Genomic DNA, 25598 nt, shown 5'->3' on the forward strand with positions numbered 1-25598 from the left:
GCCCATGCTGATCGCCGCGCACTGTCCGAAACCCCTGGCCGCCGCACTGGGCGCCCTCCTGGCCTGCGCCGCCTCGGCCGCCTCGGCCCATCCCCACGTCTGGGTGACGGCCAAGGCACAGCTCGTCTACGAGGGCGGGAAGCTGATCGGCGTCCGGGACACCTGGAGTTTCGATCCCGAATACACCGCCTTCGTCACGCAGGGCCTCGACATCAACAAGGACGGCGCGCTGAGCCCGGACGAACTCGCCGGGCTCGCGGCCGAGAACACCACCAACCTCGCCGAGTTCGGCTACTTCACGAAGTTGAAGATCGGCGGAAAGGAGCAGGCCTTCGCGGAGCCGAAGGAGCCGGCCGCGCACATGGCGGACAAGGCCCTGGTCATGACCTTCCTGTTGCCGCTCAAGACCCCGGTCCAGCAGGGACGCGGCGTCGCCGCGCTCGAGGTCTACGACCCGACCTACTTCGTCGCCTTCTCGTTCGCCGAGGGGGCCGATGCCGCGACCCTCGCCGGTGCGCCGCAGGGCTGCGCCGCCACCGTGACCCGCCCGAAGACCGAGCAGCCGAAAACCGCCGAGACCGGATCCCCGGGCATGACCGAGGCGTTCTTCGAGGCGCTCACCGCCGCCTCCACCTACGGCGTCCAATTCGCCAGCCGGGTCCTGGTCGCATGTCCGTAGGCATCGGGATCGCCGCGCCCGCCGGGACGGGGCGGCTGGGGCTGAGGCTCGGCGTCATGGCCCTCGCCGTCGCGGTTGCGACGCTGGTGGCGGCAGGGATCGCGTGGCTCGTCGCCCCCGGCCTCGCCGCGCCGCCGCCGCGCTCGCCCTTCGGGATCGGCTTCCGGGAGGCCGCTCCGGCCGCCACGGGCATCGGCGGCGTCATCCTCGCGCTGCAGGCGAGCTTCTCGCGCAGCCTCAATGCAGCCGTGGGCGCGCTCCGGGGTGGCGGCAGCTGGAGCCCGCTGGTCGGGCTCGCCTTCGCGTATGGCGTGTTCCACGCCGCAGGGCCGGGCCACGGCAAGGCGGTGATCGCCGGCTACATCCTGGCCGGCGAGCGGGCGCTGCGGCGCGGCTGCATCCTCAGCCTGTGCGCCGCCCTGCTTCAGGCCCTCGTGGCCGGAGCGATCGTCGGGATCGGCAGCCTGATCCTCGACGCCACCGCGGCGAGCATCACCCGGGCCGGGACCCTGATCGAGACCGTGAGCTTCGCCCTCGTGGCGCTGATCGGGCTGGTGCTGACCTGGCGCAAGGCCGGACGCCTCGTCCATCTCCGGGCGGCCTGCGGCCCCGGCTGCAGCCATCTACCCGAACCGCAGGCGATCGAGCGCCTGGAAACCTGGCGCGAGCGGGCGGGGGTGGTGCTGGCCGCGGGCTCGCGTCCCTGTGCCGGCGCGGTTCTGGTGCTGGTCTTCGCGGTCTCGCAGGGGGTGCCTGGGGCGGGCATCCTGGCGGTGCTGGCCATGGCGCTCGGCACGGCGCTCACCACCACGGCCCTGGCCTGCCTGGCGGTTTTCGCCAAGCGGGCGGCCCTGCGTCTTGCAGGCGGCCGCGGACGGGCGGGAGTCCTGGCGGTCGGCGGGCTCGAACTCGTGGCCGCAGCCTTCGTGCTGGTTCTGGGTGCGGCGATGCTCTCGGGCCTCGCGCCGGGTCTCGCTGGCTGAGGGGCCTCGCCATCCGGGCCACGGCATGCGACGCTGCACGCTCGAGACGGGGACGCACCGATGCACGCCGACTTCGAGACCATCCTGAACTGGCGCCTGCTCACCGGATCGCACCCGTTCCCCGGCCCCGACGGCGGAACCTGCATCAACGAGGCGGCGATCGTCGCCGCGGGTTTGCCCTATCGGGCGATCCGCTCCAGCGCGGATTGTCCGCCCTGTTTCTCGCGGCCGGTCGCCGCCTATGCCCTCGGGCTCAACGATGCCATGCCGGACGAGGCGCGGCCGCAGCTGATGGCCTTCGTGCTGCGTCTGTCGGGCAGCGCCGACACGCCGGAGATCGAGGCCGCCCGAACCCGGCGTCTCGCCCTGGAGAGCATCCGGCGGATCCTCGCGCCCCTGTGCCAAATCGCCGGGATGGCGGAGGAGGCGGAGGCCTGTGCCGGAGCGCCGGATCTGACCGCCGCACGTGCCGCGGCGACCGCCGCGGCCTGGCGGGGCGGCGCGCTGTCCCAGGCCGCCGCCCAAGCGCGGCGCTGGCGTGAGGGGGCGCTGACCGCCGCGGTCGCCCGAACGGCCACGGCGGCGGAGCGGGCCGGCACGGATGCGCGCTGCGCCGCGGAGGTCGCCGAGGGGGCGGCCCCATTCGTGCCCGGCACCTGGAGCGAGGCCTGCGCGATCCTCTCGACTGCCCTCGCGATCGGCCGCCAGGCGCCCGAGGTCGCCCTCGCCGGAGCCCAAGCGCGCCTCGACGCGGCCCGCGCGCTGGCCCCCGCCTGATCAGGCCGCGGCGGGCGCGGCGTCGAGATCGAGCGCGATGGAGCCGCAATTCTCCAGGAACGTGCCGGTCAGATGGTAGAAGAACGTCCCGTGCCCCACGACCGCGATGGCCCGCTCGGGCCGGGCGCGCAGCCAATCCCGGAACGCGGCGACGCGGGCGTCGAACAGGGGACGCGGCTCGACCGGATAGCCGCCCACCTCCGAGCCCGGCTCGGCGTGCCACCAGACCTCCGGCAGATGCCCGACATCGAGGTGCGGGAACTCGGCGGCGATCTCTGAGGCTGCCCGACCGACGTCGCAGCTGCTCTCCTGGCATTCCCGATGCAGCACCTCGACCAGCACGCGCGGCTGGCGCGGATGGTCGCCGAACAGGATCGCGGCGGTCTCGATGGCACGGGTCAGGGGCGACACGACCACGAGGTCGAACGGGTGCGCCCGGAGCCGGTCCCGCGCCGCCCGGGCCTGGGCCTTCCCCAGTTCGGTCAGGCGGGCGTCGGGGAAGCCGGGATCCCCGCCTCCCGACCTGTGCGCGGCATTGAACGTGGATTGCCCGTGGCGGATGCAGAGGATGCGTGGCGTGTCCGGCATGGTTCTCAAGGATGCGTCTCGAAGGGGCGAGGCGGGGACGGCCAGGCGAAACGGCCGCCGCGCTGGATGACCTCGATCTTGTAGCCGTCCGGATCCGTCGCGAAGAAGAACCGGGCGAGCACCGCGTCCGCGTGCTTGAGCGTCTTGACGTCGGTGACCGTGAAACCCTCGCGCCGATGCCGCGCGTGCTCGGCGTCGAGGTCGTCGACCACGAAGGCGATGTGACCATAGCCGTCGCCGAGGTCGTAGGGCTTGTCGCGCCCCTTATTGACCGTGAGTTCCAGTTCGAACGGTGAATTCGGGTCGCGCAGGTAAATGAGGGTGAAGTCCGGAAAGTCGAACCGGTCGGAAAGCTCGAGCCCGAAGGCACGAGTGTAGTAGTCGCGCGCGCGCTCCTCTTCGAGAACGCGGATCATGGCGTGGACGGGCTTGGACATGCGCTCGTGATTCCGTGAGCACGCTGGCGACGTGCCGAGCCCCCTATGTGGCGTCCCGCCGGACGCTGAAAAGGTTGGCGCCCCGGGCATGCCTGTCCGGCACCATGCCCCGCCGATGAGGCTGCAGCGGTGTCATGAACCCAATAGGCGCGGAACGCTCTGATCACAAATATGCGGCGTCTAGACTACAATTCGAGATTTTAAGAGCTAAAAAGTATGTTTTCAAGTCAAACATCGGTTCTATTCGAAATGCAATCGATTATTATTCATGACACAGAACGTTGATTTGAAGGCGACGTAACAATCATGTCTTGACAAAAACGCAAAATTAGGATTTTTTTACTCATGATAGCCAAGATCGATCCCGCCGACACTCAGCCGTGCGTCATTGATTTCGAACGGGGCCCGAAGACCGTGCTACGATTGTCAAACATCAAGGTTCTGCCCAAACTGGCCACCGTCATCGCGTTGATCAGCCTGATCGTCGGCGGCTGTGTCTGGTACGCACAGTCGCGAATGACCACGATCGACGACGGATACAGTCGCTTCATCGTGAACGAGGCAGCGGCCGTCGCCGAGGCGCGCCGGCTCAACCGCCTGATGATCGAACTCAATTATTACGTGTACCGGGTCGTCGCGGAGACCGAGCCCTCCCAGATGCAGGAGGCCAACAGGGGCTTCGAGGCCGCTCTACCGAAGGTGAAGGAGCTGCTCCCGGTCTTCCGCGCGCACGCGCCGAGCTTCGCCACGCGCATCGACGAGCAGTCCGCCCGCGTCGAGCGCTACGTCCGGGACGTGAGCGAGGTCCGCCGGCTCGGTTCCGCCAACCAGAACGATCAAGCCATCGCGCTGGTGCATTCGGCGATCGATCCGGTCTTTTCCAGCATGTTGGCCGACGGCAACGCCCTCGCAGAGGATATTAACGCCTACATGCAGAAGGGTTCGGACGACCTGACCGACCAGACCAACACCACCCGCCAGACCTTGATGATCGTCAGCGCCCTCGGAATGCTGGCCGGCCTGCTCGCTGCGGTCGTGATCGCGACGATCGGAATCACGCGCCCGCTCGACCGCCTGGTCAAGGTCCTGCAGCGGATGGCCCAGGGCGAGATCGACGCCGAGATCACGGAAGCGCAGCGCCGGGACGAGATCGGGGCGGTGGGCAAGGCGGTCGAGGGCATCAAGGCCATGGTCGCGCGCAAGGCCGCCGAGGAGGCCGAGGTCAAGCGCCTCGCCGACGAGGCCGCGGCGGCCGAACGCAAGCGCACCATGCTGGAACTGGCGGACGGGTTCGAACGGGCGGTCGGGAGCATCGTCGGGATGGTATCGTCCTCGGCCACCGAGCTTCAGGCCACCGCCCAGACCATGACGGCGAGCGCCACCGAGACCGCCAGCCAGTCCACCACCGTGGCGGCCGCGGCCGAGCAGGCCGCCGCCAACGTCCAGACCGTAGCAGCCGCGGCGGAGGAGCTGGGGACGTCGGTGCAGGAGATCGGCCGGCAGGTCCTGGGCTCGGCCGGCCTCGCGCAGACGGCGGTCGGGGAGGCGGATCAGACCCAGCACCTCGTGCAGGCCCTGAGCCAGGCGGCCACCCGCATCGGCGACATGGTCGGGCTGATCTCGAACATCGCCGGTCAGACCAACCTCCTGGCCCTCAACGCCACGATCGAGGCTGCCCGCGCCGGCGAGGCGGGCCGCGGCTTCGCGGTCGTCGCCTCCGAGGTGAAGGAGCTGGCGGCCCAGACCGCCCGGGCGACCGACGAGATCAGCCAACAGATCGGCCAGATCCAGGGCGTGACGGGTCAGGCGGTCTCGGCCATCGACACGATCACGGCGCGCATCCGCGAAATCGACGGGGTGGCGGCCACGATCGCGGCGGCGGTGGAGCAGCAGGGCGCGGCCACGCAGGAGATCGTGCGCAACGTCTCCCAGGCCGCCACCGGCACCGACGAGGTCACCAGCAACATCACCGGCGTGGCCAAGGCCTCCGAGGAGACGGGCGCGGCTGCCGCCCAGGTGCTCGGCGCGGCGGGTGAGCTGTCGCGCCAGTCCGAGCATCTCGGGGCGGAGGTCTCCCGCTTCCTGAGCACGGTGCGGGCGGCCTGAGGCCCGTCAGGCCCCGATCCGGAGCACCTGGGTCCGGGCGCCGGCCTGCGCGAAGGCATCCGGGTCGGCGCCGGTCATCCAGACCTGTCCCGGCAGCGCCTCCAGGGCCTCGAACAGGCCGGCCCGCCGCCGCGGGTCGAGATGGGCCGCCACCTCGTCGAGGAGGATGAGGGGCGCGATCCCGCTCATGGCCCGCACCAGCCGGGCATGCGCGAGGACGAGCCCGATCAGCAGCGCCTTCTGCTCCCCGGTGGACGCCGTTCCCGCCGGCACGTCCTTGGGACCGTGGCGGACCACGAGGTCGCTGCTCTGCGGCCCGATCAGGGTGCGGCCGGCGGCCCGGTCCCGGTTGCGGCCGTGGCGCAGCGCCATGCGGTAGCGGTCCTCCGCCTCGATGGCGGGCCAGACCGCCACGAGGTCGTCGAGGTCGCCTTCGAGGCGGATGGAGGCCCAGGGAAAGGGCTGCCCGTCGTCCCGGGTCTCGGCGATGAGCCGGTCGAGGCGCTCGGCGGTCTCCCGGCGGGCAAGGGCCACGGCGACGCCCAGCTCGGCGACCTCCCGCTCCACCGCGTCGAGCCAACGGTCGTCGTCGGGCCGCTCCTCCAGCAGGCGGTTGCGCGAGCGCAGAGCCCGCTCCATCGCGGAGACCCGGGCGCCGTGCGCGGCATCGACTGCCAGCACGAGACGGTCGAGGAACCGCCGCCGGTCCCCGGCCGCCCCGCGGAACAGCCCGTCGAGGTCGGGGGTCAGCCAGACCACCCGCAGGAACTCGCTGAACGCCACCGGCGAGGAGGCCGTGGCGCCGTCGATCCGGCAGAGCCGGCTCGCCCGCCCGTCGGGACCCGGCGGCTCGAGACCCGTACCGAGCCGGTGCTCGGCGCCATCCCGGTCGAGGGTGAGCGAGACCGCGAACCCTCCCGGACCGCCATCGCGCGCCATCGCGGCGAATTCCGCCCGGCGCAGGCCCCGGCCCGGCACGAACAGCGAGAGCGCCTCGAGCAGGTTGGTTTTGCCCGCGCCGTTCTCTCCGACCAGCGCCACAAACCGGGCCGTTGGGCTCAGCTCGAGATCGGCGTGATTGCGGAAATCGCGGGCGATCAGGCGGGTGACGCGCAGATCCGACCCGTTGGGCTCGACCCGCGGATCGACGACATCGCTCATCGGTGAACCCGGAGGTCGAGCCGCACCGCGCTCAACCGTCCCTTCCTATCTGACATCCCATTCAACACCCTCCTCCTGAGGTGTCCGCGTCGGCGGGCCTCGCAGGAGGGCTCCAGAACCCATGTCGCACTCTGGCGACCTCTCGCGAGGCCCCCGCTACGCTCCGGCACCCCAGGACGAGGGCAGGAACAGGACGTGCCGCGGCGGTCTCACACCCGCATCGGCATCAGCACGTACAGCGCCGGCGCGCCTTCGCGGTCTTGGATCAGGGTCGGGGAACCGGGATCGGCGAGCTTGAACAGGGCGGTGTCGCCCTCGAGCTGCGCGGTGATATCGAGGAGGTACCGGGCGTTGAACCCGATATCGAGATTGGCCGCCTCGTAGTCGACATCGAGTTCCTCGGTGGCACTGCCCGAATCCGGGTTGTTCACCGAGAGCGCGAGGCGACCCTCGACGAGCCCGAGTTTGACGGCGCGGCCGCGCTCCGACGAGATCGTCGAGACCCGGTCCACGGCCTTGGCGAAGGCGTCGCGCTCGACGGTCAGCCGCTTGTCGTTGTTGGCCGGGATCACCCGCTGGTAATCCGGGAAGGTGCCGTCGATCAGCTTGGAGATCAGGGTCAGGCCGCCGGCGAAGCGCAGGCGGATCTTGGCGGGCGACAGGTCGACCGCGACGGTCTCACCGCCGTCGTCGAGGAGCTTCTGGATCTCGGCGACCGCCTTGCGCGGCACGATCACGCCCGGCATGCCGACGCTGCCCTGCGGGGCCGGAAGCTCGACGCGGGCGAGCCGGTGGCCGTCGGTGGCCACCGCCCGCATCACCGGGCCGCCCTCGGTCTCCAGCGTGTGCAGGTAGATGCCGTTGAGGTAGTAGCGGGTCTCCTCGGTGGAGATCGCGAACTGGGTCTTCTCGATCAGCCGCTTCAGGTCGGCGGCGGCGATCTCGAAGCCGTGCGGCATCTCGCCGGCGGCGAGATCCGGGAAGTCGCCCTCCGGCAGGGCGCCGAGGGCGAAGCGCGAGCGGCCGGACCGGATCGTCATCTGGCCGGATTCGCCACCGGTCTCCAGGGAGACCTGCGCGCCGTCGGGGAGCTTGCGCACGATGTCGTAGATCACGTGCGCCGGCACCGTGGTGGCGCCCGCATCCGACACGTCGGCCGGCACGCTCTCGGTCACCTCGATGTCGAGATCCGTCGCCCGCAGCTGGAGCCCCGACCCTTCCGCCCGCAGGAGCACGTTCGACAGGATCGGAATCGTGTTGCGGCGCTCGACGACCCGGTGCACGTGGCCGAGCGACCTGAGCAGGGCCGCGCGCTCGACAGTGACTCTCATCGCAATACTCAAGTGATGTGGACGGCGCCGCGGCCGGCAGCCGTCGCGGAATATGGCCGTTCAGCTTGGCGAACGGGACCGGGGAACGCAAGGCCGCCGCTGGTGCGCCGCACAGCGACCTCCGAGCCCCCGTCGCCCGGCCCTGTCGGGTACCCGGTCGGGCAGCCGAGAGGGTCGGACAAGTCCGGCAGCCCCGTCGGGCACCCATGCCGAAACCGGGGTACCCGCGTGGGCCGCCCCGTGCGAAAGCGCCGCAATCGCCCCGGCCCCCTCCTTCCGCACCCCGATCATGTTGCAGACCGTCGACACCGCAGGCACGCCGCTTGCCGCACCGAGCGCCGCCCGGATCCTCGCCGCGAGCTTCGTCGGCACGGCGATCGAGTTCTTCGACTTCTACATCTACGCCACCGCCACCGCCCTGGTGATCGGCCCTGTCTTCTTCCCGGCGGGCGCACCCGGCGTCCAGCAGCTCAGCGCCTTCGCGACCTTCGCCATCGCGTTCATCGCGCGGCCGGTGGGCGCGGCCCTGTTCGGGCATTTCGGCGACCGCGTCGGCCGCAAGGCGACGCTGGTGGCGTCGCTGCTGATCATGGGTCTCTCCACGGTCCTGATCGGCTGCCTGCCGACCTATGCCGCCGCCGGCTGGTGGGCGCCCGCCGCCCTCTGCGTCCTGCGCTGCGGCCAGGGCATCGGGTTCGGCGGCGAGTGGGGCGGAGCGGCGCTCCTGGCGGTCGAGAACGCGCCGCCGGGTCGGCGGGCATGGTACGGAATCTTCCCGCAGCTCGGCGCGCCGGTGGGCTTCATTTTGGCCAATCTCGGCTTCCTGGCCCTCAGCTTCGGCCTGTCGCCGGCGAGCTTCCAGGCCTGGGGCTGGCGCCTGCCGTTCCTGGCCTCCGCGGCGCTCGTGGGCGTCGGGCTCTATGTCCGCCTCAAGCTGACCGAGACGCCCGCCTTCAGGGCGGCGCTCAGCGAGGCGCGGCCGGAGCGCGTCCCCTTCGCGACGATGCTGACGCAGCATGGACGCTCGGTCCTGGTCGGCACCCTCGCGATGGTGGCGGTCTACGCGGTGTTCTACCTCTCCACCGTCTTCGCCCTGGGCTACGGCACCGGGACCCTCGGCTACAGCCGGCCGACCTTCCTGCTGTTCGAGTGCATCGCGGTCTGCTTCATGGCGCTCGGCACCGTGGTGTCGGGTGCCGCGGCCGATCGCTTCGGGCGCCGGCCGGTCCTGCTCTCCGGGATGGCGGTGACGTTCCTGCTGGGTTTCCTGATGGGGCCGATGCTCGGTCACGCCGCCGGCAGCGGGACCTGGCCGCCCGTCCTGGGCTTCCTGTGCCTCAGCCTCCTGACGATGGGCTGGGTGTTCGGGCCGATGGGTGCCGTCCTGCCCGAGCTGTTCCCGACGCGGGTGCGCTACACGGGTGCCTCGGTCACCTACAACCTCGCGGGGATCCTGGGCGCCTCAGGTGCGCCCTACATCGCGCAGGAACTCGTGGCGTTCGGCGGGATCGGCTTCGTCGGGTTCTACCTGTCGGCGGCCGCGATCCTCAGCTTCCTCGCGGTCCTGGCGATGCAGGAAACCGCTGGGCGCTGACGGCACGCGGCTGCGCGGCTCGGTGCGCCCTCAAGACCGAAGGATCGCCCCCCGCCCCCGCGAAGCCGGTTCCGGTTTCTGCGTTCCAGCTGGGCCGAGGGATCCAGCCCATCGGACACGACGGGCTCGAAGCGCCCGAGGAACCGGGTCCGTTCCCAGAGTTCGATCGCGTCGCGTTCGACCATCGCCCGGGCGCGGCGGCGCGCCTGCGTGTCGTCCTCGGCTGGCACGATCTCGGCCGCGAAGACCCGGCCGGCCCGGTCGAGCCTGAAGGCCCTGTAGGCGCGACTGCGGTGAGCGGTTTCGGCGTTCGTTGCGAGCATCGGACAACCTCCGCGACCGAACGTCCCGGATGAGGGTTAACCGATGGTTAATGGCAGGTCTCGTCGCCCTGCTCCGCCGACCGAGACGCATTCCGACGGCCCTGCAGGCGAAACGCGACGGACCCCGTTTATGGGCGTGCCTGCCTCGCGGACAGACTGCATTGCGCCGCGATGCGGGCGTTCAGCTCCGCTTGTCGAGGGGGCGGCCGAGAAGGCGGGCGAACTCAGCCTCGATCTCCTCCACGGAGAACGGGTTGCCGGATGACTTCGCTTCCGGGGGCTCTACGGCGGGCGGGGGTGCCGGCGGCGGCGGCGCGAAGACCGGAGCGGCCTTCGGCATAGCCGGAGGCACAGGCGGCGCGGGAGGCGGCGGCGCGGGTACAGGAACGCTCGGCGCCTTGGTTGGGGGCGAGGGCGGGGTCGCCACATGCTGGGCAGCAAGGGGCGGCCCCGGATCAGCGGGGGCGGAGGCCATTGCGGCCGCGACCGGATCGACGCCCTGGGTCGGGGCGGGGGACGGCGCGATCTGGGGCGCCGGGGTCACCGCCGAGGACGAGCGCGACAGAGCGGCCTGAAGCTGTCGAGCCATGTCGGACAGGACGACCGGATCGACCGACCGGCGCTCGGAGGGCACGGCGAGGGCCGGCGCCGGACGGGGGGGCTCCAACTCCGCGGGTACCGTCTCCGGCTTGCGCTCGGAGGCGGGATCGGGCCGCGGTTCGACGAGGGGCGGTGCGGTCCGGCTCAGGATCCGCCGGGGGATGGTCGGCTCGCGCGCAGGGGGGGCGGGCGGCTCTGCCACCAGAGGAGGCGCCGGCGGGCGCAATGGTGCCGGCGGCGGGGCGAGTGGCACGGGCGCGGGGATATCCTGGCCGGGCTCATCGCCAACGAGCAGGGCGGCATCGAGGGGGAGCCGCACCGACGGGCCAGCCGCAGAACGCGGCACCGGCGGCGGTACCACCACCGGCATCTCAAAGCCCGGATCGAACAGGGGCTCCGCGCGGCGCCCCGCTGACTCGGGCAGGACCCGCGGCGGCTCGGGCAGGCGACCGCCCTGGACGAGCGGGTCCTGGAGCGGCTCGGCGAGAGGCTCGGTCGTCAGTTCCGGCCGAAGGGCCGCCTCGGGCAGCGGTCGCTGGCTGCGCTGGATGTTGCGCTCGACCACCACGTCGTTGGGGCCGCCCACGAGCAGCAGGTGCTCGACGTTGTCCCGGCGCAGAAGGATCAGTTGCCGAGCGCGGTCGAGTTCGTAGACGTCGACGATCCCGAGACGCGGCTGCCGCCCGCGATTGCCGGTACGCCCCGGGAGCGCCAGGCTTCGGCCCGTCAGCCGGCGCACCGTGAACACGATGGCCGCCAGCGCCGTGAAGATGACGGCGAAAATGACAATATACTGGACGATGGGGGAGCCGTCAGAGCCGAACACGAATTGCAGCCATCGCAAGGTTACGCACTCGTCCGTTCCGGCCGCCGCGGATGCGTGCCGGCACGGCTTCATCCTTACCACGCCGGGGGGGCGGCAGGGCAAACGACGTTAAGAGTTCGTTAACAGACCTTTTAATTGTCGGCGATCAAGACAATAGGGCGAGGATCAGGGACCGGCGCGTCGCCATCGCGCATCGACGATCCCCTGTGGACCGGCGCGCGATGCACCTCCCACCATATCTCTCCCTGGCTCCGCGATCCGAACGGCGCCTTCGCACGCGAAGCGGGGACGAACCTCGCCTTCCCGAGAGCACCGGTCACGAGACCGGGTCGACGGCGTCGAACGGCTTAACGCGGCGTTAACCATGCGCGCGGCAGATTTTGCCGAGCCCGCTCGTTCCGGCGCGGCCACGCCACAGCGGAGGCGACCTTGGCCCTCACCGACCTGCCCGTGCTGGGCATGCTGCGCACGCGGATGCAATGGGCGCAGGCGCGCCAGGGGTTGATCGCCGAGAACGTGGCCAACGCCGACATGCCGGGCTTCAAGCCCCGCGACCTCGTGGAGCCGCACTTCGACCGGGCCAGCGGCGCCCTGGCCGCGACCGCGTCAGCGACCGCGGCCAGCCTGTCCCTGACGAGCCCCGGCCACATGGCTCCGGCCGGGCAGGGGGTGGGGACGGATTCCAAGCGCGCGAAGGGCTTCGAGATCCGCCCCAGCGGCAACGGCGTCAACCTCGAGGACGAGATGATGAAGGCCGGCGACAACCAGTCGGATTATCAGCTGGCCGCCTCCCTCTACCAGCACAGCCTCACCACCCTGAAGATCGCGATCGGCAAGAGCTGACGCGCGGCCGCCGGCAGTCGAGCGCCGTCTCCATACGGTCGCGGTAGGATAGAGGGTCCCGAACCATGGAATTCAGCAAGTCGCTGGCGGTGGCGGCCTCCGGCCTCAAGGCCCAGTCCGGCCGGATGCGCATCATCGCGGAGAACATCGCCAACGCCGATTCCGCGCCGGCCTCCGCCGGGGCGCAGCCCTACCGCCGGAAGATCCCGAGCTTCACGAGCCATCTCGACGACGAGACCGGCGCCCGGCTCGTGGAAGCCGGACGGGTCAAGCGCGATCCATCGGCCTTCCGGACGAAGTACGAGCCGGGCAACCCCGCGGCCAACGCCCAGGGCGAGGTGCAGATGCCCAACGTCAACGCGCTCATCGAGAACATGGACCTGCGCGAGGCCCAGCGCTCCTACGAGGCGAACCTCAACATGGTCAGCGCCACCCGCAAGATGCTGGCGCAGACCCTCGGGATCCTGAAGTGACCGGTCGGGACGCTTAGCAAGGACGCATGGCGATGGCTTCGAGCAACTTCGCGGCGGGTGCCTACGCGGCCGTCCAGGGCCTCGCCGGCGGCCGGCCCGCGCCCCGGGTGCAGCCGACGACCGGCACCGGCACCGACTTCATGCAGATGCTCGGGCAGACCCTGGACAGCGTCGGCGATACCGGCCGCCGGGCCGACGCCCAGGCCGTCTCGGCCGCCACCGGCAAGGCGAATGTCGTGGATGTGGTCACCGCGGTGGCCGAGAGCGAGACCGCCCTCCAGACCATGGTGGCGGTTCGCGACCGGATGATCTCCGCCTACGAGGAGATCATGCGCATGCAGATCTGAACGGCCGTCCGGCACGTCCTCCACCCGCGCCACCGCCCATGCCCCTTGCACAGATCGCATCCCCATGACCGGCCTCGCCATCCTCGACATCGCCCGCGACGGCATCTTCGTCTTCCTCAAGGTCGCCGGGCCGCTGATGCTGGTCGCCCTCGCGGTCGGGCTCGCCGTCTCCCTGGTCCAGGCTCTCACGCAGATCCAGGAGCAGACGTTGATCTACGTGCCGAAGGTCGTGGCGGTGTTCGCCACCCTGCTGCTGATGCTGCCTTTCATGGGCGACGCCATGGCCGGCTACATGACCCGCATCGCAGCCCGCATCGCGGCCGGCGGCTGATGCGCGGGCCGGCCGCGACAGGCGAGGACCGCGCGTGCCATACGGGCGGCGATGAACCTGCTCCTGCCCGGCATCGCCTCGGCCTACCTGATCACCTTCGCGCGCATCGGCACGCTGATCATGCTGATGCCGGGCATCGGCGAGCAGACCGTGTCGCCGCGCCTGCGCCTCGCCTTCGCGCTGCTCACGACCCTGGTGCTGTTTCCGACCGTGCGGCCGCTGCTCGGCGGGACGGAGGGCGTAGCCGGCCCGCGGCTGATCGGGCTCCTGTTCGGCGAGACGATCGTGGGCCTGGTGCTCGGGCTGACCGTGCGCATGGTCCTCGCAGCCCTGCAGACCGCCGGTGTGATCATCTCGGCGCAGGTCGGCCTGTCCTACGCCATGTCGGTGGATCCGAGCCAGGGCGGCCAGCAGGTGGCGATCGGCAACTTCCTGTCGTTGCTCGGGATCACGCTGATCTTCGCCGCCGACCTGCACCATCTCGCGATCGAGGGTGTGGCCCGCAGCTACGAGGTGCTGCCGCCCGACGGCGTCCCGGCCTTCTCGGACGCGCTGATGCTGGCCACGAAGGCCCTCGCCCGGGGCTTCACCCTGGCGGTGCAGATCTCCGGTCCGTTCATCGCCTTCGGAATCCTATTCAACCTCGGGCTCGGCGTGCTCTCGCGGCTGATGCCGCAGTTGCAGGTCTTCTTCCTGGCGGTCCCGGCCTCGGTCCTGATCGGCATGCTGATCCTGATGGGCTGCCTGGGCGTCATGATGGGCGTGTTCCTGGACGATCTGGGCCGGTATCTCGGGGATTACGTCGGCCGCTGAGCGGCCGCGCCGCCCGCACCCCGATCCCTCGTCCGCGCTGAGAGCGACGCCCGATGGCCGACGATACCGACGACGAGGACAAGACCGAGGAGCCGTCCCAACGGCGGCTCGATCAGGCCATCGAGCGCGGCGACGTCGCGACCAGCAGCGAGATCAACACCTTCGCGATGCTGGGCGCGTTCACCCTGACGCTGCTGGTCGCCGCCCCCGGCATCGCCACCAACCTGCTGCACGGTCTCAAGGCTTACCTCGCCAACGCCTCCACCTTGCCGGACGACGCCACGGCGATGCGGGCGGCCATGACGCACGGACTGTGGCTGTGGCTCCAGGCGGTGGCCGTACCCGTGGGGGCGGCCATCGTGGCCGGGTTGGCCGCGGGACTCCTGCAGCACCCCCTGGTCTTCACCACCGAGACGCTGATGCCGAAATTCTCGCGCCTCTCGCCGATGGCGGGCGTGAAGCGGCTCGTCGGCGTCGAGGCCTTGTTCCAGTTCGGCAAGGGTCTGGCCAAGATCGGCGCCGTGGGCATCGTCGGCGGCGTGGTGCTGTGGAACGACCGCGACCGGCTGGAGGTGTTCGCACGCCTGGACCCGGCGGCGTCCCTGCCGGCGATCCTGTCCCTCAGCCTGCGGCTGCTCGCCGGCATGCTGTGCATGCACCTCGCGATCACGCTCGGCGATGCGCTCTACGCCCGGTTCCGCTGGCGCAAGCGCCTTCGCATGTCGAAGGAGGAACTCAAGCAGGAGATGAAGGAGTCGGAGGGCAACCCGGAGGTCAAGGGGCGCCTGAAGCAGCTGCGGATGGCCCGGGTGAAGAAGCGCATGATGGCTGCGGTCCCCACTGCCACCGTGGTGGTGACGAACCCGACCCACTACGCGGTGGCGCTGCGCTACGAGACCGGCATGGGCGCGCCCGTCTGCGTCGCCAAGGGCGTCGATGCCCTGGCGCTGCGGATCCGCGCAGTGGCCGCCGAGCACGGCGTCGCGTTGATCGAGAACCCGCCGCTCGCCCGGGCGCTCCACGCCACCGTGGAGATCGACCGCGAGATTCCGGCCGAGCACTACCGGGCGGTGGCGGAAGTCATCGGCTTCGTGCTGCGCCTGCGGAAGCGGGCGGCGTAGGGCGCGCGGGCGACAGCCGGGACCGTGAGGCGCGTGGAACCGGACGGCATTGTGAGCCGGAGACGGTCGCCGTGTCGGAAGGCCACGCTTCCTCCACCTTTTTTCGCGAGGCTGTAGCGAGGCTTGGCGCGACGAGAGTGGTGCCGCCCCGCGCGTGTCCTGTTATGGCCGGCAAGCCCAACCGGGTGACTGTTCTGGAATGAAGCCGATGGCCGATGTCACTGGACCTCCGGCGCCCGCCGCGAGCCCGCAGAATTCGGGTCTTCCGGTCTCGCAGGCGTCTGCCCTGGTGGGGACGGGCTCGATCGACCGCTCGGAGCAGCCGGGTCGGGTCGGGCTGCTGCTCGTGCTCGCCGGCCTCCTCGTCGGGGCGGCCATCGGCCTGTCCTTCGTGGCCAACGAACAGGCCCAGTCGCTCATCGTGTGGCTGCTCGCCCTGCTGGCCATGGCGGGCGTGTTCTTCCTGTTCGCCCTCGCCATCGGGGCGCTGCAGCTGAGCGGCAGCGCCGCCCGGGACGACATCACCAAGGGCATCGTCGATGCCTCGCCCGACGGGCAGCTCGTCGTCGAGGAAGGAGGCCGCCTGATCTACGCCAACGAGGCCTATCTGCGGATCGCCAGCGGCAACACCTTCTCCAACCTCGTGCCGGTGGAACGCATCCTCGTCGGCTCCCCGGAGGTCTCTGAGGCCGTCTATCGCCTGTCGCAGGCCTCGCGCGACGCCCGCGCCCATACCGAGGAGGTCCGGATGTCGCCGCCGCTCGGGCCGACAGCCGGCGATCGCGGCTTCGGGTGGTACCGGGTCTCGGTGCGGCCGCTCGCCCGTCCACGCCGGGCCGCCTCGCTCTGGACCGTGGCCGACATCACCGCCGAGCGGGAGCGGCAGGAGAACGTCTTCCAGGAACTCCAGCACGCCATCGACTACCTCGACCACGCCCCAGCGGGCTTCCTGTCGATCGATCCGGCCGGCGCCATCGTCTACATGAACGCGACCCTCGCGGCCTGGCTCGGCTACGACCTCGCCAGCGTCGGCCCCGGCGGCCCGCATCTGACCGAGATCGCCCCGGAGGCGGACGTCCTCGTCCGGACCGCAGGCCTGCCGGGCGAGGTGCGGACCGACCGCTTCGACCTCGACCTGCGCCGCCGCAACGGCCACACCCTGCCGGTGCGGCTCTATCATCGGGTCGCCTTCGGCAAGGACGGCAAGCCCGGGTCGTCGCGGACCTTCGTGATCAACCGGTCGGCCGGGGCCGAGACCGACGAGCCGCAGCGCGCCGCCGAGGTGCGCCTCGCCCGCTTCCTCAACAACTCGCCGATCGCGATCGCGACCCTCGACCGCGCCGGCTGCATCGCCCGGGCGAACGCCTCGTTCACCCGGCTGTTCGGAACCGTGCCGCGCCAGGCCGACGACGGCGCCCTCGACGGGGAGGGCACGCCCCGGGTCGAGCCGAACGTCGGCGACTCGGTGGCCGACCGCACCGCCCTGGAGGCCGGGCTCGCCCGTGCGGCGAGCGGCCGGACCGATCCGGAACCCATCGAGGTCCAGCTGTCGGGACCGGGCGGCCGCTCGGCCCGGGTCTGGCTCAGCCCGGCCGACGGCGGCGATCCGGGACAGCAGACCGACGAAGCCGAGCGGGTGATCCTGTACGCCCTCGACACGACGGCGCAGCGGCAGCTGGAGCAGCAGGTCGCCCAGGCCCAGAAGATGAACGCGGTGGGCCAGCTGGCAGGCGGCATCGCGCACGATTTCAACAACGTGCTGCAGGCGATCATCGGCTACTCGGACCTGCTGCTCGCGAGCCACCGGCCGACCGATCCGGCGTTCCAGGACATCATGCAGATCAAGCAGAACGCCAACCGGGCGGCGGGCCTCGTCCGCCAGCTCCTGGCGTTCTCCCGCCGTCAGACCCTGCGCCCGGAGGTGATGAACGTCGGGGAGGCGCTCTCCGAACTCACGCTCCTGCTCAAGCGCCTCCTCGGCGAGCGCGTCGCCCTCGAATTGAAGCACGGCCGCGAGGTCTGGCCGGTGAAGGCCGACGTCAACCAGTTCGAGCAGGTGATCGTCAATCTCGCGGTCAACGCCCGGGACGCCATGCCGGAGGGCGGCAAGCTGATGATCCGCACCGAGAACGTCACCGATCCGGGAGCAGCCAGCGGCGCCGAGGGACGTGGCGGGGCGCCGGCTGGCGACCATGTGCTGATCGAGGTGCGCGATACCGGCCAGGGCATCCCGCCCGAGCTGATGGAGAAGATCTTCGAGCCGTTCTTCACCACCAAGGAGATCGGCAAGGGCACGGGACTCGGCCTGTCGACGGTGTTCGGCATCGTCAAGCAATCCGGCGGCACCATCGACGTGCAGTCGAAGATCGGGGAGGGGACGGCGTTCCGGATCTACCTGCCGCGGCACGTGCCCGTGGCGGAGCCCGAGGAGGTGCCGTCCCTGCCTTCCGACACCACCCTGCCGCGGGCGGAGCCCCTCACGGCGATCGCCGCCTCGCCGAAGTCGGACGCCAAGCCTGGCGAGCCCGGCGCGGCGCCCGGCACCGCGACCAAGAGCGAGAAGCCAGCGCCGCGCAAGCCCGCGGCCGATCATACGGGGCAGGGGACCATCCTCCTCGTAGAGGACGAGGACCCCGTCCGCGCCGTCAACAGCCGGGCGCTCTCGGCCCGTGGCTACACCGTGCTGGAGGCCGCCTCCGGCCTCGAGGCGCTGGCCATCGTCCGCGAAGGCAGCCAGCCGATCGACCTCGTGGTCTCGGACGTGGTCATGCCCGAGATGGACGGACCGACCCTCCTGCGGGAGGTCCGCAAGCACCAGCCCGACCTGAAGGTGATCTTCGTCTCCGGCTACGCCGAGGATGCGTTTCGCAAGAACCTGCCGGAGGGCGAGACCTTCAACTTCCTGCCCAAGCCCTTCAGCCTCAAGCAGCTGGTCGAGACCGTCAAGAAGACCATGGCCGATTGAGGGACGGGCGCGCCCGAACCCTTCGGAACGGCGCGGGCTCGTGCGGAGCCCGTGCCACCCGCTCTCCGCGGGAAACCACCCACCGGCCCTTGCCGAAAGAGAACAAAACAGGTACACAAAGCGGGTGTTGGCGCGCGTTGTGAACTGCGCCCAACCCCTTCATAAGGAGCCCGCCAGATGGCCCAGCCCGCATTGAAAGTGGTCGACATGCCCCCGGTGGACAAGGACAAGTCCAAGGCCATTGACGCCGCCCTGGCCCAGATCGAGCGCGCCTTCGGCAAAGGCTCGATCATGCGGCTCGGCAAGAACGACAAGGTCCAGGAGGTCGAGACCATTTCCACCGGCTCCCTCGGGCTCGACATCGCGTTGGGCGTCGGGGGCCTGCCGCGCGGGCGCGTGATCGAGATCTACGGTCCCGAATCCTCCGGCAAGACCACGCTGGCACTGCACACGATAGCGGAGGCCCAGAAGAAGGGCGGTGTCTGCGCCTTCGTGGATGCCGAGCACGCCCTCGACCCCGTCTATGCCCGCAAGCTCGGCGTCAACCTCGATGACCTGCTGATCTCGCAGCCCGACACGGGCGAGCAGGCCCTGGAGATCACCGACACGCTGGTGCGGTCCGGCGCCATCGACGTCCTCGTGGTCGATTCGGTGGCCGCGCTCACGCCGCGGGCTGAGATCGAAGGCGAGATGGGCGAGAGTCAGCCCGGACTCCAGGCACGCCTGATGAGCCAGGCCCTGCGCAAGCTCACCGGCTCGATTTCGCGGTCGAACTGCATGGTGATCTTCATCAACCAGATCCGGATGAAGATTGGCGTGATGTACGGAAGCCCGGAGACGACCACGGGGGGCAACGCCCTGAAGTTCTACGCCTCCGTGCGCCTCGACATCCGCCGGATCTCGACCCTGAAGGATCGCGACGAGGCGATCGGCAATCAGGTCCGCGTCAAGGTGGTGAAGAACAAGGTCGCGCCGCCGTTCAAGCAGGTCGAGTTCGACATCATGTTCGGCGAGGGCGTGTCGAAGGTCGGCGAACTCATCGATCTCGGCGTGAAGGCCGGCATCGTCGAGAAGTCCGGCGCCTGGTTCTCGTACAATAGCCAGCGCCTCGGCCAGGGTCGCGAGAACTCGAAGGGCTTCCTGCGCGACAACCCGGAGATTGCGTCCAAGATCGAGGCCTCGATCCGGCAGAATTCCGGCTTGGTGGCCGAGAAGATCCTGGAGAACGCAACGCCGACGGCCGACGATCTCGAAGAGGGCGACGCCTAGGCGCTCGCGGCCGAACCCGTCGACGACCCGGATCGCCAAGCATTGAAGGCGGTCGCAACCCCTTCCGGGACCTGAGGGTCGCGGAGGGGGTTTCGCTTTGCGCCGGGACCGCCGCCCGTCGCATTCGCGGCTGGATGCAGCAACTGGATGCAGCAACGGGGGCCGACCGCGCGGCGGCAACACCCTAGGTCGCGCCGAACCGGAGCACCGGCATCGCTGCAACGCCTCTGGACGCAGCCGCGCCAACCGCGGCGGGCATTCCGCCTCGAGAAGCCCCGGCCCCTGACGGCGAACGCGCAAACGACGACGCCCGGAGCGAATCCGACTCGGGTGAGCCGAACTGCTTCCGGGCGTTCGTCGTTCGACCCTGGTGTTGCCGTCACCCAAGCGCTCAGGAGCGCATGCCGCTCGGCAACCGGATCGACAGAGACCGGGCGGATGCGGAAGACCGCGCCTGCCGCAGCCCCAGGATCAGGCGGCCTCGCCAGCCTCGGGGGCCTGGGCCACGTCGCCCTCGACCAGCTTCCAGGTCTTGGTCTTCGAGAACGGGCGGCACTCCTCGATGAACACCGTCTGCCCGACCTTGGCGACATTCGCCTCGTCGTGCGCGTGGTAGTTCTTCGAGCGACGCACGGTCTTCTTCATCACCGGGTGCGTGAAGCGACGCTCCACCTTCACCACGATGGTCTTCTCACCCTTGTCGCTGACGACGGTGCCCTGAAGGATGCGCTTCGGCATGGTGTTCTCCTAGAGGCCCGCGTCAGCTCTTGGGCTGCTGCAGCGTCTTGGCGCGCTGCAACGTCCGGACACGGGCGATGTCGCGTCGGACCTCACGGACGCGAGCGACGTTCTCGAGCTGGCCGGTGGCCCCCTGGAAGCGCAGGTTGAACTGCTCCTTCTTGAGGTTCAGCAACTCGTCATTCAACTGATCCGGCGACAACGCCTTCAGATCAGACACTCTCTGGGTCGACTTCACGATATCCTCCGTTCAGTCGGCGATGCGCTGGACGACCCGCGTGCGGATCGGGAGCTTCGCGGCGCCGAGGCGGAGCGCCTCCTTGGCGATGTTCTCGGCAACGCCGTCGACCTCGAACATGATCCGACCGGGATGCACGCGCGCAGCCCAGTAATCCGGGGCGCCCTTACCGGAGCCCATGCGGACTTCAGTGGGCTTCGACGAGACCGGCACGTCCGGGAAAACCCGGATCCAGACACGGCCCTGACGCTTCATCTCGCGGGTGATCGCGCGGCGGGCCGCCTCGATCTGGCGGGCGGTGACGCGCTCGGGCTCCACCGCCTTCAGGCCGAACTGGCCGAAGTTCAGCTCGAAGCCGCCCTTGGCCGCACCGTGGATGCGGCCCTTGAACTGCTTGCGGAAGCGGGTCTTTTTCGGTTGCAGCATGGCTTCCTACCTTACGCGTGCTCGCGCTCGCGGCGTCCGCGCTCGCGGCCGCCCTCGCCATCGCGCTCACGGCGTCCGCCGGAGCGGCCGCCCTCTTCCTGGGCCTTCTTGTCCTGGGCCATCGGGTCGTGCTCGAGGATCTCGCCCTTGAACACCCACACCTTGATGCCGCAGGTGCCGTAGGTCGTGAACGCCGTGGCGGTCCCGTAATCGACATCGGCGCGCAGCGTGTGCAGCGGGACGCGACCCTCGCGGTACCATTCCTGGCGAGCGATCTCGGCGCCGCCGAGACGGCCCGAGCAGTTGATCCGGATGCCCTCGGCGCCCAGACGCATGGCCGACTGAACGGCCCGCTTCATGGCGCGCCGGAAGGCGACGCGGCGCTCGAGCTGCTGGGCGATCGAGTCGGCCACCAGGGTGGCATCGATCTCGGGCTTGCGCACCTCGACGATGTTGATGGTCACGTCGGCCTTAGTCATCGTGCCGACGAGCTTGCGCAACTTCTCAATGTCCGCGCCCTTCTTGCCGATCACCACGCCCGGACGGCCCGAGTGGATGGTGACCCGGCACTTCCGGTGCGGGCGCTCGATGACGATCTTGGAGACCGCCGCCTGCTTCAGCTGCTTCATGAGGGCGGCGCGGATCGCGACGTCCTCGTGCATGAGCTTCGCGTAGTCGCCCTTGTTGGCGAACCAGCGGGAGTCCCAGGTCCGGTTGATGCCGAGCCGGAGACCGATCGGATTGACTTTCTGGCCCATCAGATCCTCCTCAGGCCGCTTCGGCCTGGCGGACTTCGCGAACCACGATGGTGAGGTTCGAGAAGGGCTTCAGGATACGCGCGCCGCGGCCGCGGGCGCGGGCGTGAAAGCGCTTGAGAACCAGCGCCTTGCCCACGAAGGCCTGGGAGACGACTAGGTCGTCCACGTCCAGATCGTGGTTGTTCTCGGCATTGGCGATGGCGCTCTCGAGGCACTTCTTGACCTCGGTTGAGATCCGCTTGCGCGAGAACTGCAACTCGGCGAGCGCCGTGTCGACCTTCTTGCCGCGGATCATCTGCGCCACGAGGTTGAGCTTCTGCGGGCTGACGCGCAGCATGCGCGCGACGGCCTTGGCCTCGTTCTCGGGGAGCGCGCGGGGGGTGGCTTGCTTGCCCATCTCAGCGCCTCTTCGCCTTCTTGTCGGCCGCGTGGCCCGGGAAGGTGCGGGTCGGCGAGAACTCGCCGAACTTATGCCCGACCATTTCCTCGGTGACGTAGACCGGGATGTGCTTCTGCCCGTTGTGCACACCGAAGGTGAGCCCGACGAACTGCGGGAGGATCGTGGAGCGGCGGCTCCAGATCTTTATGACCTCGGAGCGCGAGGAGCCCCGCGCCGCCTCGGCCTTCTTGAAGAGGTAGCCGTCGACGAACGGCCCCTTCCAGAGAGAGCGTGCCATAGCGATTACTTCTTGCGGTTGTGGCGGCTGGACAGGATGAACACGTCGGTCCGCTTGTTGGACCGGGTCTTCTTCCCCTTGGTGGGCACGCCCCAGGGCGTGACCGGGTTGCGGCCGCCCGAGGTGCGACCCTCGCCGCCGCCGTGTGGATGGTCGACCGGGTTCATTGAAACGCCACGGTTGTGCGGGCGCTTGCCGAGCCAACGGTTGCGCCCAGCCTTGCCGAGCGAGATGTTCATGTGGTCCGGGTTCGAGACCGCGCCGACGCTGGCGAAGCACTGGCCGTGAACCAGGCGCTGCTCGCCCGAGTTCAGGCGCAGGGTCACGTAACCCTGGTCGCGGCCTACGATCTGCGCGTAGTTACCCGCCGAGCGGGCGATCGCGCCGCCCTTGCCGATCTTCAGCTCGACATTGTGGACGATCGTGCCCACCGGCATCGAACCGACCGGCGCAGCGTTGCCCGGCTTGATGTCGACGCTCTCGCCGGCCACCACCTTGTCGCCCGGCTGCAGGCGCTGCGGGGCCAGGATGTAGCTCTGCTTGCCATCGGGGAAGTTGATCAGCGCGATGAACGCCGTGCGGTTCGGATCGTACTCGATCCGCTCCACCGTGGCGGCGACGCCGAGCTGCTCGCGCCGCTTGAAGTCGACGTTGCGCAGGACGCGCTTGTGGCCACCGCCGCGGAAGCGGACGGTGATGCGGCCCAAATTGTTGCGGCCGCCGGAGGACGACTTGCCCTCCGTCAGCGCCTTCACCGGCTTGCCCTTGTAGAGCTCACGGCGGTCGACGAGCACGAGCTGGCGCAGGCTCGGCGTGACCGGTTTGAATGTCTTCAAGGCCATCGGCTTGGATCCCTAAAACCCGTCCTCAGAGCCCGGTCGTGACGTCGATCGTGTGGCCCTCGGCCAGGGTCACAATCGCCTTCTTCACGTCGGAGCGCTGTCCGCGGAGGCCGCGGAAAATCTTCTTCTTTCCCTTGGTGACAAGGGTGTTCACGGCCGTGACCTTGACGTCGAACAGCTTCTCCACGGCCTCCTTGATCTGAGGCTTGGTCGCCTTGGGGGCGACCCGGAACACGACCTTGTTCTGCTCGGTCAGGTTTGTCGCCTTCTCGGTGATGACCGGGGAGACGATGATGTCGTAGTGGCGCGGATCGGCACTCATTTGAAACGCTCCTCCAGCGCGTCGACGGCGGCCTTCGTCAGGACGAGCGTGTCGCGGCGCAGGATGTCGTAGACGTTGATGCCCTGCACGGGCAGCACGTCGATCTGCGGGATGGCGCGGGCAGCCCGACCGAAATTCACGTCGACCTCGGCCCCGCCGATGATCAGCGCGTTCGACAGGCCCATCTTGCCGAACCGCTCGACGAGACCCTTGGTCTTGTGATCCTCGATCTTGATGTCGTCGACGACGATTAGGGTCGAGGCCTTGGCCTTGGCCGAGAGCGCGTGGCGCAGGGCCAGGGCACGGACCTTCTTGGGAAGGTCGTGGCTGTGGTCGCGCACCACGGGACCGAAGGCCCGGCCGCCGCCGCGGAACTGCGGCGCCGAGGCCGCGCCGTGGCGGGCATTACCGGTGCCCTTCTGCTTGTACAGCTTCTTGCGGGTCCGGTTCACGTCTGAGCGGTTCTGCACGGCATGAGTGCCGGCGCGACGCTTGGCGAGCTGCCAGCGGACCATGCGCTGCAGCAGGTCGGCGCGAGGCTCAAGGCCGAAGATGGCCTCATTCAGCTCGACCGAACCGGCGCCGGCGCCGTCGAGAGTGGTGATATCGAGCTTCATCACGCGGTCTCCTCAGCCGCAGCGGCCTCGGGAGCCGGGGCGGACGCGCCGTTTTCACGGAACTTGCCCGGCAGCGGAACGTCGGCGGGCAGCTTGCGCTTCACCGCGTCGCGGATCTGGATCCAGCCGCCGGCCACGCCCGGAACCGCGCCCTCGACCAGGATCAGGCCGCGCTCGGGATCGGTGCGCACGACACGGAGATTCTGGGTCGTGACCCGCTCGACGCCGAGGTGACCCGGCATCTTCTTGTTCTTGAAGGTCTTGCCCGGATCCTGACGCCCGCCGGTCGAACCGATCGAGCGGTGCGAGATCGACACGCCGTGGGTGGCGCGCAGGCCGCCGAAGTTCCAGCGCTTGATACCGCCCGCGAAGCCCTTACCGGTCGTGGTGCCGGTGACATCCACGAACTGTCCGGGGATGAAGTGGTCCGCGGTGATCTCCGCGCCGACCGGGATCAGCGCGTCCTCGGAAACGCGGAACTCGGCGAGCTTCTTCTTCGGCTCGACCTTGGCGACCGCGAAGCGGCCCCGCTCGGCGGCCGAGACGTTCTTGACCTTGGCCTTGCCGACGCCGACCTGCAGCGCAACGTAGCCATTCTTCTCGACGGTGCGGTGGGCAACCACCTGGCACTGGTCGATCTTGAGCACCGTGACGGGGACATGCTCCCCCGCGTCCGTAAAGACGCGGGTCATGCCGACCTTCTGTGCGATGACGCCTGAGCGCATAGGTTCTCTCCCTCGCGCGATGAAACGGTAAGCTCTAAGTCCTCAGCGGACTCAGAGCTTGATCTCCACGTCCACGCCGGCGGCGAGGTCGAGCTTCATCAGCGCGTCCACGGTCTGCGGCGTCGGATCGACGATATCGAGCACACGCTTATGCGTGCGCATCTCGAACTGCTCGCGCGACTTCTTGTCGATGTGCGGCGAGCGGTTCACGGTGAACTTCTCGATATGCGTCGGGAGCGGGATCGGACCCCGGATGGTCGCGCCGGTGCGCCGGGCCGTGGAGACGATCTCCTTGGTCGACGCATCGAGGATGCGGTGATCGAACGCCTTCAGGCGAATACGGATGTTCTGACCGTTCATGATCCTGGAACCTTGAGAGGGACGGCGGGGTGTGCGGGGCCTGGACCCCGCCGCGCCCTGCTAAGGATGCTTTCTCGAGCTCAATCGTTGATGGCGGCGACGACGCCGGCACCGACGGTGCGGCCGCCCTCGCGGATGGCGAAGCGCAGCTTCTCCTCCATGGCCACCGGCACGATCAGCGCCACGTCCATGGTCACGTTGTCGCCTGGCATCACCATCTCGGTGCCCTCCGGCAGCGTGCAGATCCCGGTCACGTCCGTCGTGCGGAAGTAGAACTGCGGCCGGTAGTTCGTGAAGAACGGCGTGTGACGGCCACCCTCCTCCTTGG

At 69.5% G+C, this 25598-nt stretch carries 30 protein-coding genes; 13 read left to right on the forward strand and 17 right to left on the reverse strand.

Annotation, left to right across the window (positions count from 1 at the left end):
- The first annotated feature begins 4 nt into the window (after positions 1-4).
- The 3 genes from ACXJKQ_RS18785 to ACXJKQ_RS18795 are packed head-to-tail and all read left to right on the forward strand — an operon-like array spanning position 5 to position 2439.
- Positions 5-679, forward strand: coding sequence for a DUF1007 family protein (locus ACXJKQ_RS18785; RefSeq protein ID WP_457107244.1), 675 nt, complete (start codon positions 5-7; stop codon positions 677-679).
- Positions 670-1662, forward strand: coding sequence for a nickel/cobalt transporter (locus ACXJKQ_RS18790; protein WP_457107245.1), 993 nt, complete (start codon positions 670-672; stop codon positions 1660-1662). Before ACXJKQ_RS18785 ends, ACXJKQ_RS18790 begins: the two co-directional genes overlap by 10 nt.
- Before the next feature lie 60 nt (positions 1663-1722).
- The gene (locus ACXJKQ_RS18795) at positions 1723-2439 is read left to right on the forward strand and encodes a hypothetical protein (protein ID WP_457107246.1); all 717 of its coding nucleotides are present in this window, start codon (positions 1723-1725) and stop codon (positions 2437-2439) included.
- Here the strand turns inward: ACXJKQ_RS18795 and ACXJKQ_RS18800 are convergent, their stop codons facing one another.
- Both ACXJKQ_RS18800 and ACXJKQ_RS18805 read right to left on the reverse strand, forming a co-directional pair.
- Entirely contained in the window at positions 2440-3027 is a 588-nt protein-coding gene (locus ACXJKQ_RS18800) for a histidine phosphatase family protein (RefSeq protein WP_457107247.1), read from the reverse strand.
- 5 nt (positions 3028-3032) lie between these two features.
- On the reverse strand, positions 3033-3464 hold the full coding sequence (locus ACXJKQ_RS18805) for a VOC family protein (protein ID WP_457107248.1): 432 nt from the start codon (positions 3462-3464) through the stop codon (positions 3033-3035).
- A gap of 414 nt (positions 3465-3878) precedes the next feature.
- Here ACXJKQ_RS18805 and ACXJKQ_RS18810 point away from each other — a divergent pair, with 414 nt between their 5' ends.
- Positions 3879-5570 (forward strand): methyl-accepting chemotaxis protein, encoded by a 1692-nt coding sequence (locus tag ACXJKQ_RS18810; protein WP_457107249.1) that lies wholly within the window; start codon positions 3879-3881, stop codon positions 5568-5570.
- A gap of 6 nt (positions 5571-5576) precedes the next feature.
- Here the strand turns inward: ACXJKQ_RS18810 and recF are convergent, their stop codons facing one another.
- Both recF and dnaN read right to left on the reverse strand, forming a co-directional pair.
- Positions 5577-6731 (reverse strand): DNA replication/repair protein RecF, encoded by a 1155-nt coding sequence (gene recF, locus ACXJKQ_RS18815; RefSeq protein WP_457107250.1) that lies wholly within the window; start codon positions 6729-6731, stop codon positions 5577-5579.
- A gap of 209 nt (positions 6732-6940) precedes the next feature.
- On the reverse strand, positions 6941-8062 hold the full coding sequence (gene dnaN, locus ACXJKQ_RS18820; protein WP_457107251.1) for a DNA polymerase III subunit beta: 1122 nt from the start codon (positions 8060-8062) through the stop codon (positions 6941-6943).
- A 289-nt stretch (positions 8063-8351) separates the two neighbouring features.
- Between dnaN and ACXJKQ_RS18825 the strand changes: the two genes are divergently transcribed.
- On the forward strand, positions 8352-9656 hold the full coding sequence (locus ACXJKQ_RS18825; protein WP_457107252.1) for an MFS transporter: 1305 nt from the start codon (positions 8352-8354) through the stop codon (positions 9654-9656).
- A gap of 504 nt (positions 9657-10160) precedes the next feature.
- Here ACXJKQ_RS18825 and ACXJKQ_RS18830 read toward each other — a convergent pair.
- Complete coding sequence (locus tag ACXJKQ_RS18830; protein WP_457107253.1) at positions 10161-11423, reverse strand: hypothetical protein; 1263 nt, start codon at positions 11421-11423, stop codon at positions 10161-10163.
- 411 nt (positions 11424-11834) lie between these two features.
- Between ACXJKQ_RS18830 and flgB the strand changes: the two genes are divergently transcribed.
- The 8 genes from flgB (at position 11835) to recA (ending at position 19567) form a co-directional block, all read left to right on the forward strand.
- A complete protein-coding gene (flgB, locus tag ACXJKQ_RS18835) occupies positions 11835-12248 on the forward strand; it encodes a flagellar basal body rod protein FlgB (protein ID WP_457107254.1) in 414 nt (137 codons plus the stop codon).
- 65 nt (positions 12249-12313) lie between these two features.
- Complete coding sequence (flgC, locus tag ACXJKQ_RS18840; protein WP_457107255.1) at positions 12314-12721, forward strand: flagellar basal body rod protein FlgC; 408 nt, start codon at positions 12314-12316, stop codon at positions 12719-12721.
- Positions 12722-12753: 32 nt separating this feature from the next.
- Positions 12754-13068 carry a flagellar hook-basal body complex protein FliE gene (gene fliE / locus ACXJKQ_RS18845; RefSeq protein ID WP_457107256.1) on the forward strand — a complete coding sequence of 105 codons (315 nt, stop codon included), beginning with the start codon at positions 12754-12756 and terminating at the stop codon, positions 13066-13068.
- 64 nt (positions 13069-13132) lie between these two features.
- Entirely contained in the window at positions 13133-13399 is a 267-nt protein-coding gene (gene fliQ, locus ACXJKQ_RS18850; RefSeq protein ID WP_457107257.1) for a flagellar biosynthesis protein FliQ, read from the forward strand.
- Positions 13400-13450: 51 nt separating this feature from the next.
- Positions 13451-14212 carry a flagellar biosynthetic protein FliR gene (gene fliR, locus ACXJKQ_RS18855; RefSeq protein WP_457107258.1) on the forward strand — a complete coding sequence of 254 codons (762 nt, stop codon included), beginning with the start codon at positions 13451-13453 and terminating at the stop codon, positions 14210-14212.
- A gap of 53 nt (positions 14213-14265) precedes the next feature.
- A complete protein-coding gene (flhB, locus tag ACXJKQ_RS18860; protein WP_457107259.1) occupies positions 14266-15333 on the forward strand; it encodes a flagellar biosynthesis protein FlhB in 1068 nt (355 codons plus the stop codon).
- Positions 15334-15541: 208 nt separating this feature from the next.
- Positions 15542-18298 carry a cell cycle histidine kinase CckA gene (gene cckA, locus ACXJKQ_RS18865; protein WP_457107260.1) on the forward strand — a complete coding sequence of 919 codons (2757 nt, stop codon included), beginning with the start codon at positions 15542-15544 and terminating at the stop codon, positions 18296-18298.
- Between the two features lie 207 nt (positions 18299-18505).
- Positions 18506-19567, forward strand: coding sequence for a recombinase RecA (recA, locus tag ACXJKQ_RS18870; protein WP_457107267.1), 1062 nt, complete (start codon positions 18506-18508; stop codon positions 19565-19567).
- 471 nt (positions 19568-20038) lie between these two features.
- Here recA and rpsQ read toward each other — a convergent pair whose 3' ends face one another.
- The 12 genes from rpsQ to ACXJKQ_RS18930 form a co-directional block, all read right to left on the reverse strand.
- A complete protein-coding gene (gene rpsQ / locus ACXJKQ_RS18875) occupies positions 20039-20305 on the reverse strand; it encodes a 30S ribosomal protein S17 (RefSeq protein WP_457107261.1) in 267 nt (88 codons plus the stop codon).
- A 22-nt stretch (positions 20306-20327) separates the two neighbouring features.
- The gene (gene rpmC / locus ACXJKQ_RS18880; protein WP_457107262.1) at positions 20328-20543 is read right to left on the reverse strand and encodes a 50S ribosomal protein L29; all 216 of its coding nucleotides are present in this window, start codon (positions 20541-20543) and stop codon (positions 20328-20330) included.
- Between the two features lie 12 nt (positions 20544-20555).
- The gene (gene rplP, locus ACXJKQ_RS18885) at positions 20556-20969 is read right to left on the reverse strand and encodes a 50S ribosomal protein L16 (RefSeq protein WP_012319193.1); all 414 of its coding nucleotides are present in this window, start codon (positions 20967-20969) and stop codon (positions 20556-20558) included.
- Between the two features lie 11 nt (positions 20970-20980).
- Positions 20981-21727 carry a 30S ribosomal protein S3 gene (gene rpsC, locus ACXJKQ_RS18890; RefSeq protein ID WP_012319192.1) on the reverse strand — a complete coding sequence of 249 codons (747 nt, stop codon included), beginning with the start codon at positions 21725-21727 and terminating at the stop codon, positions 20981-20983.
- A 10-nt stretch (positions 21728-21737) separates the two neighbouring features.
- Complete coding sequence (gene rplV / locus ACXJKQ_RS18895; RefSeq protein WP_012319191.1) at positions 21738-22124, reverse strand: 50S ribosomal protein L22; 387 nt, start codon at positions 22122-22124, stop codon at positions 21738-21740.
- 1 nt (position 22125) lies between these two features.
- The gene (gene rpsS, locus ACXJKQ_RS18900) at positions 22126-22404 is read right to left on the reverse strand and encodes a 30S ribosomal protein S19 (protein ID WP_012319190.1); all 279 of its coding nucleotides are present in this window, start codon (positions 22402-22404) and stop codon (positions 22126-22128) included.
- Between the two features lie 5 nt (positions 22405-22409).
- Entirely contained in the window at positions 22410-23246 is an 837-nt protein-coding gene (rplB, locus tag ACXJKQ_RS18905; protein ID WP_457107263.1) for a 50S ribosomal protein L2, read from the reverse strand.
- Positions 23247-23271: 25 nt separating this feature from the next.
- Positions 23272-23568: a 50S ribosomal protein L23 gene (locus ACXJKQ_RS18910; protein WP_243950844.1), complete on the reverse strand. Its 297-nt coding sequence runs from the start codon at positions 23566-23568 to the stop codon at positions 23272-23274.
- Positions 23565-24185: a 50S ribosomal protein L4 gene (gene rplD / locus ACXJKQ_RS18915; protein ID WP_091783715.1), complete on the reverse strand. Its 621-nt coding sequence runs from the start codon at positions 24183-24185 to the stop codon at positions 23565-23567. The genes ACXJKQ_RS18910 and rplD overlap by 4 nt, the downstream gene beginning before the upstream one ends.
- On the reverse strand, positions 24185-24910 hold the full coding sequence (rplC, locus tag ACXJKQ_RS18920) for a 50S ribosomal protein L3 (RefSeq protein WP_043351246.1): 726 nt from the start codon (positions 24908-24910) through the stop codon (positions 24185-24187). The genes rplD and rplC overlap by 1 nt, the downstream gene beginning before the upstream one ends.
- Positions 24911-24961: 51 nt before the next feature.
- A complete protein-coding gene (rpsJ, locus tag ACXJKQ_RS18925; protein WP_043351245.1) occupies positions 24962-25270 on the reverse strand; it encodes a 30S ribosomal protein S10 in 309 nt (102 codons plus the stop codon).
- Between the two features lie 80 nt (positions 25271-25350).
- A partial coding sequence (locus tag ACXJKQ_RS18930) for an EF-Tu C-terminal domain-related protein (RefSeq protein WP_457107264.1) occupies positions 25351-25598 on the reverse strand: 248 nt, incomplete at its 5' end.

It is taken from the genome of Methylobacterium sp. P5_C11, from assembly GCF_054049775.1.